10 protein-coding genes are annotated in these 9,296 nt (G+C 60.3%); 1 reads left to right on the top strand and 9 read right to left on the bottom strand.

What is annotated here, in order from left to right:
- Positions 1 to 251 precede the first annotated feature (251 nt).
- On the top strand, positions 252 to 689 hold the full coding sequence (locus ACXJKO_RS16945; protein ID WP_457092261.1) for a GreA/GreB family elongation factor: 438 nt from the start codon (positions 252 to 254) through the stop codon (positions 687 to 689).
- A gap of 135 nt (positions 690 to 824) precedes the next feature.
- On the opposite strand, the gene ACXJKO_RS16940 is transcribed toward ACXJKO_RS16945, so the two are convergent.
- The 9 genes from ACXJKO_RS16940 to ACXJKO_RS16900 all read right to left on the bottom strand — a co-directional run bounded on the left by ACXJKO_RS16940 (position 825) and on the right by ACXJKO_RS16900 (position 9,269).
- Positions 825 to 1,562 (bottom strand): uroporphyrinogen-III synthase, encoded by a 738-nt coding sequence (locus ACXJKO_RS16940; RefSeq protein ID WP_457092260.1) that lies wholly within the window; start codon positions 1,560 to 1,562, stop codon positions 825 to 827.
- 15 nt (positions 1,563 to 1,577) lie between these two features.
- Positions 1,578 to 2,000 carry a GreA/GreB family elongation factor gene (locus ACXJKO_RS16935; RefSeq protein ID WP_457092259.1) on the bottom strand — a complete coding sequence of 141 codons (423 nt, stop codon included), beginning with the start codon at positions 1,998 to 2,000 and terminating at the stop codon, positions 1,578 to 1,580.
- 55 nt (positions 2,001 to 2,055) lie between these two features.
- Positions 2,056 to 2,484, bottom strand: a complete 429-nt coding sequence (gene rnk / locus ACXJKO_RS16930) for a nucleoside diphosphate kinase regulator (RefSeq protein ID WP_457092258.1) — start codon at positions 2,482 to 2,484, stop codon at positions 2,056 to 2,058.
- Between the two features lie 37 nt (positions 2,485 to 2,521).
- Entirely contained in the window at positions 2,522 to 2,689 is a 168-nt protein-coding gene (locus tag ACXJKO_RS16925) for a hypothetical protein (RefSeq protein WP_457092257.1), read from the bottom strand.
- A gap of 726 nt (positions 2,690 to 3,415) precedes the next feature.
- Positions 3,416 to 4,219, bottom strand: a complete 804-nt coding sequence (locus tag ACXJKO_RS16920) for an ABC transporter ATP-binding protein (RefSeq protein WP_457092256.1) — start codon at positions 4,217 to 4,219, stop codon at positions 3,416 to 3,418.
- 82 nt (positions 4,220 to 4,301) lie between these two features.
- Positions 4,302 to 5,384, bottom strand: a complete 1,083-nt coding sequence (locus tag ACXJKO_RS16915) for an ABC transporter substrate-binding protein (protein ID WP_457092255.1) — start codon at positions 5,382 to 5,384, stop codon at positions 4,302 to 4,304.
- Positions 5,385 to 5,407: 23 nt separating this feature from the next.
- On the bottom strand, positions 5,408 to 6,262 hold the full coding sequence (locus tag ACXJKO_RS16910; protein ID WP_457092254.1) for an ABC transporter permease: 855 nt from the start codon (positions 6,260 to 6,262) through the stop codon (positions 5,408 to 5,410).
- Positions 6,259 to 7,083 carry an enoyl-CoA hydratase/isomerase family protein gene (locus ACXJKO_RS16905; protein ID WP_457092253.1) on the bottom strand — a complete coding sequence of 275 codons (825 nt, stop codon included), beginning with the start codon at positions 7,081 to 7,083 and terminating at the stop codon, positions 6,259 to 6,261. Before ACXJKO_RS16905 ends, ACXJKO_RS16910 begins: the two co-directional genes overlap by 4 nt.
- Positions 7,080 to 9,269 (bottom strand): acetate--CoA ligase family protein, encoded by a 2,190-nt coding sequence (locus ACXJKO_RS16900; RefSeq protein ID WP_457092252.1) that lies wholly within the window; start codon positions 9,267 to 9,269, stop codon positions 7,080 to 7,082. The genes ACXJKO_RS16905 and ACXJKO_RS16900 overlap by 4 nt, the downstream gene beginning before the upstream one ends.
- Positions 9,270 to 9,296 lie beyond the last annotated feature (27 nt).

The raw sequence follows: 9,296 nt of genomic DNA, 5'->3' as shown, positions 1-9,296 counted from the left end.
CCTAAGTCGCGTGCGCACCTGCTCGTGCATCCCGAAGACCTGATCTGGCCTAGCGCGTAGATCTCTGTAACGACACCTCTGGGAACGGCGCTCCTGGGCCTGCGCATTGGTGACCGCATGTGTTTTGTGGAAGACGACAAAGTCCATGAGGTGTTTGTGGAGGGCATTGGCCTTCGCTTCCTGGACGGCGGTTCGACGGTTACGCGCACTCCTGGCAGCATCATGTGGGCTTAAGGCGAGCGGAGGACACGATGATCAAGCAAGAAGTTCTTCCACCTGTGACGATCTCGACGGGCGACTATGACCGGCTCGCTTTCCTCGCATCGTTCAGCATGAACAGCCCGCAGGACCGGCCTGCGGCGGCGATGCTCGCCAACGAATTGATCCGGGCCACGGTTCTGACGCCACGCGCCATTCCGCCATGCGTAGCCACGATGCACTCGGGGCTGGAGTATCGCGATGACGTCACCTTGGACATTCGGTGCGCAACGCTTGTCTTCCCTGACGAAGATGATCGAGAAGCAGATTGCGTCTCCGTGCTGTCACCCGAAGGTGCGGCGTTGATCGGCTTGAGCGAGGGCCAATCGATCGCGTGGCGAACGTCCAAGGGATGGCGCAGCCTCACGCTACTGCGCGTGCTCTATCAGCCGCATGGGCGCTTCGTCAAACCATGGAGAGAACTGTCATGACGTCGCTCCAAGCGTTGCGTCACCAAGGCCATTCGGATTGCCCGATGACAACCATGCGGCACCGGTGATGAGCGAGCATGCGGGCAGTCCTGAGCGAACCCAAAGCAATGCGGGAGAGTATCCATAAAATCAGCCTCATGGTGGGTCTTGGACACTCTCGCAGGTAACGCGCAGAACGGCATCGACAACACTGTCGATACTGGGCGTTTCCGCAGCGAATACCCGGCCGAAGCCTGCCGGAAATAGTGCCGACGCCACCTTCCGGCTGATCGCAACGGCCGTCATGCGGGCGCAGGCATCCGCTGTGCCGGACGCGATGACGAGATTGCAGAAGGTTGCCGCCGTCCGTGCCGACAGGAATACCGCCGCGTCAACGCGGTTCCGGGAGATCTCGCGCATGACTTCCTCACTCAAGCGCTCCATAGCGGCGGCACGGTAAACGACCACCCGGTCGACCGCGAACCCAGCCGATGCGAGGTCGACGGCGAGATCGAGCGTTATGTCTAGGCCGCTGAGGTGCAGCAGCCGCCCTGCGCGCGGATCGACATGCTGGCGAACATGGGTGATAAGGCTCATCGCCGTCCCACCTGCAGCCTGCACGCCCGAGAAACCCTCGGCTAGAAGCGGCGCAGCGGTGCCTGGCCCGACCGCATGAATCGGCATATCCCGGCGAATACCGGGAACTCGGAGCAGTTCCCGGGATGCATTGGCCGACGTCAGCAGGAGCGCCTGCTTGCCCACGAGGACGCCTGGATCCCATGGAACGGACACGATCCTGAGCAATGGCTCTCCGAGCCACTCAATGCCTTGCCCCTCGAGGACGGCCCCGAGTTCCTTCAATTGCGCCTGCGGACGCGTCAGCAGAACACGCATTGCCGGATCGCCCCGCTAAACCCTGATCGGCACAAATGAATCCGTGACCCTCGGCCCGACGTCCTCGACTTCGACACATGTATCCATCGCCCCCTCCGATCCGATCAATGGCATCCGGTCTCCGGTGCGAAGCCCGAGGAGAGACAGGCCCAGCGGCGTCAAGACGGACACCTCGGCAGGCGGCCACATGCAATCCTCCGGATGAATGAGGGCCCGCTTTTCGACGTGACCTCCATCCGCAAGCCGGTACGTCACGAACGTATCGAGCGTCACGACATCGTCCGGGAGCTGATCCGGGGAGCAAAGAATGGCCCTGTCGAGTTCACGCAGGAGAGGCAACGCAAGCGGGTGGACTTGCTCGGCGAGTTCGTGAGCCGTCCGCATCAGGCGCTGGTGGTCATGGGGCGTCACTATGACGGATGGCAGTTTAGCGTTCATTGCGATTCTCACAGCGGGATTCCGGCTTTGTTGGTGGCAGTACGCGCATGCGCGCCTACGTGGGCTGGGGCTCAAGGACGGCTGGTTCGCGTACCCCCAGCACCGTCAGGCGCTTCGTCTCCCCGGTGCGCGTGGTCCAGTTAATCGACTTGCCGACGGGAAGCCCGATCAGGGCAGTCCCAACGGGCGTGAGCACCGAGATACGTCCCTTGGAGATATCGGCCTCGTTCGGATACACGAGGGTGACCGTCTGTATCCGCTCCGTTATGTCGTCGCGGAACTCGACTTCGCAGCCCATGCAGACGGTGTCGATGGATTTGCGTCCCTTGAGGAGGACATGCGCGCGGTCGAGTTCTTCGACGAGTACGGCTGCCACCTCAGGCATGGTGTACATGGCGGCGTTAGCGAGCGCCAAGAGTCGCTCGTGGTCATCTGCCGTCAGGGTGATGCGGGGCTTGGCGCCACCGATGGCTCTTCTTGTCATGTCAGATCTCCTGTTCTGTTGTCGATGCCAGCACGGGTCACGCCGCGCTTGGCCCTGGATCGTCATCGTCATCCGGCATAGGCGGATTGGGCTTCCTCTCCGGCTCCATGCGCCTTTGCGCAGTGAACTGGAGAACCTTGCCATCCGACTGCTCGCCGTCTTGGCTTCCCGGTTTGGGTGCCGGATCGTTCGGGGGCTGCTGCATCGCATGGCTTCCTCTGCGCTGGACAAGGGTCGCAGTAGGCATTGGTCTAAGTGTCAGAGGGTCGGGCACGATGGGCTCCAGCTCCACGTACGCCTCTACCGCCGGCAACGTGCATCGCCGATCTGCCGCATGAACGGCCTTGTGCCCCGTCATGCGGAGCACAATCTTGAAGAAGTGTTGAAGCATACCACCGCACCGGATGCGTCAGCACCCGGCCTCACAAGATGTCCGAAGGTGTAAGGATCTTGCGCTCCCCCGAACTCGGGGTGCGGATGCACGTCGAGCTCGGGGCTACTTGCCCGCGATAAGGTTGCCTGCCCGGTGCAGGCCGCGACGGAATTGTGCGAAGCTCAACATAGTGCCCTTAAGCTGGTTTACATTGACCCGTTTGTCAAACCGCATGGGTGCGGTGTGGCGGAATGTCCGATTTTCAGATCCTTCACAGGGCTCCCGCCAAGGGTCACTCGTCACAAGGGTCACTCGTCAGCACGATGTGGATGGCCTCTGCATCCTTCGTGGACCTAAGACACGCTGCAACCTGCCCGCGAGGCAGACCAGGGCATGCACATGTGTAGGATTATCGCCGCATCGGMTAAGGAGCAGGGACAAAAGATCGGCAGGATGTCGTCTGCGGCGGCGAAACGCTGCTCGGGCCTGAGTCCTTCACTGCTATCCCAAGGTTCACAATTAAAGAAAGCCCAGCTGCTCCCCTGCTCTTTCTTGGTCTCACGCAGCTGCTTGTGCAGACACATGCGGATTATGAGCCTCATCGAACACCGACCGAATTTCCCCCACGACTTCGGCAAATTCCGCCGTACCCAAGAGTTCTGAGCGCCTCGGACGTTCGAACGGAATATCTACGATCTTGGAAATCCGTCCGGGCCGCGCACTCATCACGACGACTCGATCGCTGAGGAAAACGGCTTCAGGAATGCCATGGGTCACGAAGAGCACCGTCTTCCGATTGGCCTGCCAGATGCGTTGTAGTTCCACGTTCATGTTCTCGCGCGTCATGGCATCGAGCGCCGCAAAAGGCTCATCCATCAGGAGCAACTTCGGATCGTGAATCAGCCCACGCGCCAGTGCCACACGCTGCTGCATTCCTCCGGAAAGCTCAGTCGGCAGACGATTCTCGAAGCCCTTCAGTCCAACCATTGTAATGAGCTCACGAGCGCGCTCGACATAGTCACTGACCTTTCTGCCCTGGACATCGACCGGGAGGAGAACGTTCTTGAGAACAGACAGCCAAGGAAGCAGCAGCGACTGCTGGAAGATCACGCCGAAATCCGGACGTGGCCGAGTGACCTCGCTGCCGCCGACCATGACCCTGCCCCAACTTGGTGACAGAAGGCCGGCGACCATGCGCAACAGGGTCGTCTTGCCGCATCCGCTCGGACCGAGAAGCGACACGAACTCGCCCGGTTCGACCTCGAAGCGCACGGTCTGTAACGCGGTGAGCGTCTCTCCTTCGCGCGTCATGAAGGTTCGTCCAACGTCGTGGAAGGAGATTCCGTGGGAAACCTGCGTCATCGTCGGCTCCGATCTGTTGCGGTCGCGGAATTGGATCGTTCAAGCGGCCTGACAGGAAATGCCCTGTCAGGCCGTATCGGCTTCATTTGGCAGCTTTGGCTGCGTCGACGATCGCTTTGTAATCAAAATCGACGTAGTCCTTGGCGAAGGAGTTGTTGAAGAAAATCGAGGGGTCGGCAGGAGTCTTGATTTGCCCGGCATCGACCAAATATTTCTGGATCTTGTCAAAGACAGCCGTTTCCTGGCTGCCCCAGGCAAAGTCATCCGGCATTTCATCCGCCGCCATGTCCTGAATCTGAGCGGTCAGGATGGCGAGGTCGCGCTCCATCGCCTTTGGATCGTTCAGATCCTTCGGTGCACGGTCGGGTGCATATTTCCAGAACGCGCGAACGGCTGCCTCCGGGTTGTTCTTGAGGAAGATCGTCGCCTTTGCGGTCGCACGTCCCAAGCCCTTGATGACATCGGGGTTGTTCTTGATGTAGTCCTCTGTTGCAAATAGGTTATAGCTATACTGGTTCAGCTCATCCTGCGTCTGAGGCAGCTTACGGACGTTATAGCCCGCGACGGTCATCCGGGCGACGCCGCCGGTGAAGCTGACTGAAAAGTCCACGACCCCGTTCTTCAGCGCCTCGAATCCAGGCGTGCCATAGCCGGTGGCGACCAGCTGAACATCCTTGTCGCTCATGCCCTCCTGCAGCAATCGCGACTTGAGATAAGTCATGCTACCTGACCCGAGATCGCCGACGCCGCCCTTCTTGCCCTTGAGATCAGCAATCGTCTTGATGGGGGAATCCACGCGGGTGATGAGCACGTTCGTTCCACGGCGGCTGATGGCATAGAAGGAGACAAGAGGGATTTTTGAGTTGGCGCGCTGGATCATGACCGGATCCGGCTGGGCTACTCCGACATCGGCGCGGCCTGTCAGAAGAATCTGCGCCGTCGCGGCGGACGATTGCCCCGGCACGATGCTGACATCGAGTCCCTCGTCTTCGAAGTAGCCGAGCGCCTTCGCGAGTGTCGCAAAGGGGTACCCGACGTTGAGATCCGCAGTGGCAATGGCGTAAGTGACCTTTTTCAGGTCCTTGGCGGCCGCACCTACGACGCTTGCTCCCAACAGAGATGTACTGATGAATGCAACTGCAAATTTTTTGACGAGACTGCGCATATCCGTTCCCCTTTGTTGATTGGTCAATGAGTGCTGCCTTCTTTCGTCCGTCCCCAGAATACGACCCGGTTTCCGATGTATTTCACGATGGCGTGAAGGAGGAAGCCGGTGAGCGACAACAGGATGAGCGCGGCGAACTGACCAGCCATATCGAGACTGGTGTTGAAGGTGAGAATGCGGTAGCCGAGGCCGCCGACCGCGCCGAGGAATTCGGACACGACAGCAGCGATGATTGCCAGCACGATAGCAAGCTCAAGGCCGGCGAAGAGTGGAGGCATCGCGCTTGGAAGCTTGACGCGCAGGAAGATCCGCCAGCGCTTTCCGCAATAAGCCCTGAGCATATCGAGCTGGTCCGGATCCGTTCGTTCGAGGCCTGAAAGCGTGTTGATCAGCACCGGAAAGAACACGGTCGAGATGACGAGCGCGACCTTGGATTCGATTCCGAAGCCGAACCAGATCAGAAACATCGGCGCGAGCGCAGTCTTCGGCACGGCCTGGAAGGCGATCACGTATGGATAGAGGATGGTGCGGACCGGCCGGAACTCGGAGATCAGCAGCGCCAGAAGGAAACCGACCGCACTTCCGCCGAAGAACCCGATCAGCACTTCTTTCATCGTGTAGCCGAGATCGGAGATGAAGGTGCCATCCGCGAGATTGAGATAAAGTGCTTCCCAGACGGCGGCGGGCGACGGGAAGACGGCAGGTGATACATCGAACTCCGCCACATACCAATGCCAGAACCATAGCAGCAGGATCGCGCTGATGAGCCAGGCGATGAAGCGCTGGCCCTCGTCCTTCATCCGCACGAGATCAACCCGTCCGATACGGCTGTGCAAAGGCGAAAGGAGTGGCTGCGGTTCGGAACGAGCTTCGCTCATTTGAAGGCTCCCACATCTGCGAAACGGCCTTTCTGCCATCGAAGGGCTGCCGAAACTCCGTCTCTCTTCGAGATCCGGGTGAATTCGGTTTCCCCGCTCGTGCTGAGACCGAGCGCCGAACTCTGCTCGTTCCCGGTGACAACGGCACCGATGCCCATCTGCTCGTACCAGCGCCGCACGCTTGCCTTGTTGCGAACCAGTGTTCCATCGGGAAGCAGGCACATGTGCCGCACGACCTGATCGACACGCCGGTCGAGATCATCGCCGGGTGAGATCTCGTTCACCATTCCGAGCTCCAGCGCCTCGGGTGCGTAGACATTGCGGCCCGTCAGCTGCAACTCGCTCAGCTTCTTGATGCCGATGATCCATTGCAGAATCGGGAACATGTTGCCCCCGCCCCCAAACTTGATCTCGGCATCGCCGAAGAAGGCATCGTCGCTGGCATAGGTGAGGTCACTTGCCATGGCGAGAGCCATGCCGCCGCCGAGGCAGGCGCCCCGCACCTTGGCGACCACCGGCTGCGGCAGCGACCAGATGCGGCGCAGTGTCTGGAAGGCGAGGAAGAAGTGATACTTCCAGTAGGTCGGTGTGCGCTCGGGCATATCCGGCCCCTCGCCCACATCATATCCTGCGGAGAATGCACGTCCTTCGCCGGCAAGCACGACGACCTTGATCGCCGGTGCTTCCGCAATGCGGTTCAATGCGTCGAACAATTCGAGATTGATCTGGTCGGTCAACGCGTTCAGCTTATGAGGACGCCTGAGAGTCAATGTGGCGACGTCTTCAGCAACATCGAAGCCAATCTGTGAATAGTCTTTCACTGCTCGTCCCCCTTCAGGATAAGGCGTGCATCCGCGATGCAGCCACCAGGCCTGTCTCGCGTAATAATGACGGGATTCAAGTCGAGCACATCGAGCGCATCGCCGAGTGAGAGAGCATAGTTCCCCACCTGAACGACCAGGGATGCGAGCGCATCGAGATCGGCCACGGGCCCTCCGCGGAAGCCGTCGAGGAAGCGGTTCGAGCCGCTCGCCTCTATGGCCCTCGACACGTCCGCCGTGCTGAATGGCATGACGAGTGGGCTCGTCTGGCCCAGGACTTCGAGAAGCCGTCCGCCCATGCCGAGAACGATGACAGTTCCGAATGTCGCGTCACGTTTCGCCCCGACATAGAACTCGAYGCCGTCGCTCAGCTGTTCGGCAACGAAGATGCCCTCACTCGCCTCGCTTCCGATTGGCGGCGAGATGCAATCGATCAGACGGGCGAAAGTCTCGCCCGCCGTTTCCGGCCTGACATTCAGCGCTACGCCTCCGATATCGCTCTTGTGGACGACCCGCGAGGTGTCGATCTTCATGACCGCTTTACCACCGACTTCACGGACTAGAGCCTCGGCTTCCGACGCAGTCCGCGCAATGCCATTGCGGGTGACAGGCAACCCATTGGCAGCGAGAGCCGCGAACAGGTCGCCCTGAGAAACCAAGCCATTCTGCCATGCCGAAGGACGAGCAATCTTTCCCGGGACGTCGCCTTTAACGTCGCCTTGACGGCGGCCCCGCAGGTAGGCGGAGTATCGGGCGAGATGGCCGATAGCCTTCAGACCCTCGCGTGCGCCCCGCAGAGCCGGAACACCCGCGGCCGTGATCTCCGCCATGATCTCGTCGTCGTACCGGGTCGATTGGCAGGTCAAAACGGCGATTGGAACGTCAGTTTGGGAGGATTCCTTTGCCGCCGCGCCCATAATTTCGCGGTTGAGCGACAATTGGCTGTTCTCCCCTTCGCGGTGAAAACCCTGCACGACCAGAACCATATCGATCGAGGGATCCGCGGCCACGGCACGGATGGCGCCACGCATCCGGTCCTCGTAGGTGCCCGAGAAGTTGAAGCCGGTTCCTGCATCGACCGGGTTGCGCGGCAAGACGTCCGCTGGAAGGACCAGCCAATCCTGGAGAGCCGCAAGCGTCGCTTCCGAGAGGTCAGGCAATTCGATGCCCATCATCTCACAAAGATCCGTGACGTTCCCAAGTTCGCCGCCAGACGTGCCGAGCATCCCGATGCGGAGAGATGCCAGATCCGGCTTCACCTTCATGAGCAGTTCGACCGTCTGAGCGAGATCGTCGAAGTCCTCGGCAAGGATGATGCCAGCCTGCTCGAAAGCCTGCCGGTATATGGCGCCAGATCCAGCAAGGGCGCCCGTATGACCGCGAGAAACCTCCCCGCCCTTTTCGGTCAGCCCCGCCTTGAGCACCACGATCGGCTTGCCGGCCCGATGCGCGCGAGCGGCGAGATCGAACAATGTGCTTGGCCGCCGCAATTCCTCGATGAAACACACGATAAGCTTGGTTGCAGGATCGTCGATTGCCTGAGCGATCAGGTCTTCCGTCGTCGTCACCGCCTCATTGCCGGTGCTGGCCGCGAAGGAGATACCATGTTCGCTTGCGATATGCATGAGAATGCCGGCGACGGAGCCGCTCTGACTGATCAGCGCGATGGACCCCTTCTTCATGCTTGACGAAAGCCGGAAGCTTGAGAGCGAAACGCCGTTGGTCAAGTTGATCAAGCCAAGGCAGTTCGGTCCGAGCGCAGCGATACCGGCTTCCGCACAGGCGCGCTGCAATTCCAGCTCACGTTGGACGCCCGCCTCGCCCCGCTCGGCAAATCCGCCGGAGTGGATCATGAGGCCTTTCGCGCCGCAGGCAATCGCCTCGTGCACCGCCGGAAGGACTTTCTCGTCCGGTAGATTGATGATCACCAGCTCGGGTGAGACCGGCAATGAGGACAAATCCTTCCAGCATTTGCGGTCCAGGATCGTGTCACGAGTCGGGTTGATGAGAAATATCTCTCCGGGGTAACCGAGGTCACGGTTCGTATCGAGAAAGCGCGTCGTGAAACTGACGCTGCTGATGCGGCCGCTGGCGCCGACGAGAGCGATGGAAGCGGGATTGGAGAAAGCCTTCCAACCTTCCGTGCTGAGGCCGTTCTTGGTGCGATGATCGAAAGGCGCGTTCACAAGGTTCTCCTGGCTAATTTGAGTTCG

Source organism: Microvirga sp. P5_D2 (assembly GCF_054049475.1).
Note: the sequence above shows the minus strand (reverse complement) of the source record. Positions and strands in the feature narration are given on the sequence as shown.

What these genes read in the sequence shown, in the direction of transcription:
- ACXJKO_RS16920 (WP_457092256.1), bottom strand. Translation starts at nt 4,219, where the DNA reads ATGACGCAGGTTTCCCACGGAATCTCCTTCCACGACGTTGGACGAACC.
- ACXJKO_RS16925 (WP_457092257.1), bottom strand. Translation starts at nt 2,689, where the DNA reads ATGCAGCAGCCCCCGAACGATCCGGCACCCAAACCGGGAAGCCAAGAC.
- ACXJKO_RS16945 (WP_457092261.1), top strand. Translation starts at nt 252, where the DNA reads ATGATCAAGCAAGAAGTTCTTCCACCTGTGACGATCTCGACGGGCGAC.
- ACXJKO_RS16940 (WP_457092260.1), bottom strand. Translation starts at nt 1,562, where the DNA reads ATGCGTGTTCTGCTGACGCGTCCGCAGGCGCAATTGAAGGAACTCGGG.
- ACXJKO_RS16935 (WP_457092259.1), bottom strand. Translation starts at nt 2,000, where the DNA reads ATGAACGCTAAACTGCCATCCGTCATAGTGACGCCCCATGACCACCAG.
- ACXJKO_RS16910 (WP_457092254.1), bottom strand. Translation starts at nt 6,262, where the DNA reads ATGAGCGAAGCTCGTTCCGAACCGCAGCCACTCCTTTCGCCTTTGCAC.
- ACXJKO_RS16915 (WP_457092255.1), bottom strand. Translation starts at nt 5,384, where the DNA reads ATGCGCAGTCTCGTCAAAAAATTTGCAGTTGCATTCATCAGTACATCT.
- rnk (WP_457092258.1), bottom strand. Translation starts at nt 2,484, where the DNA reads ATGACAAGAAGAGCCATCGGTGGCGCCAAGCCCCGCATCACCCTGACG.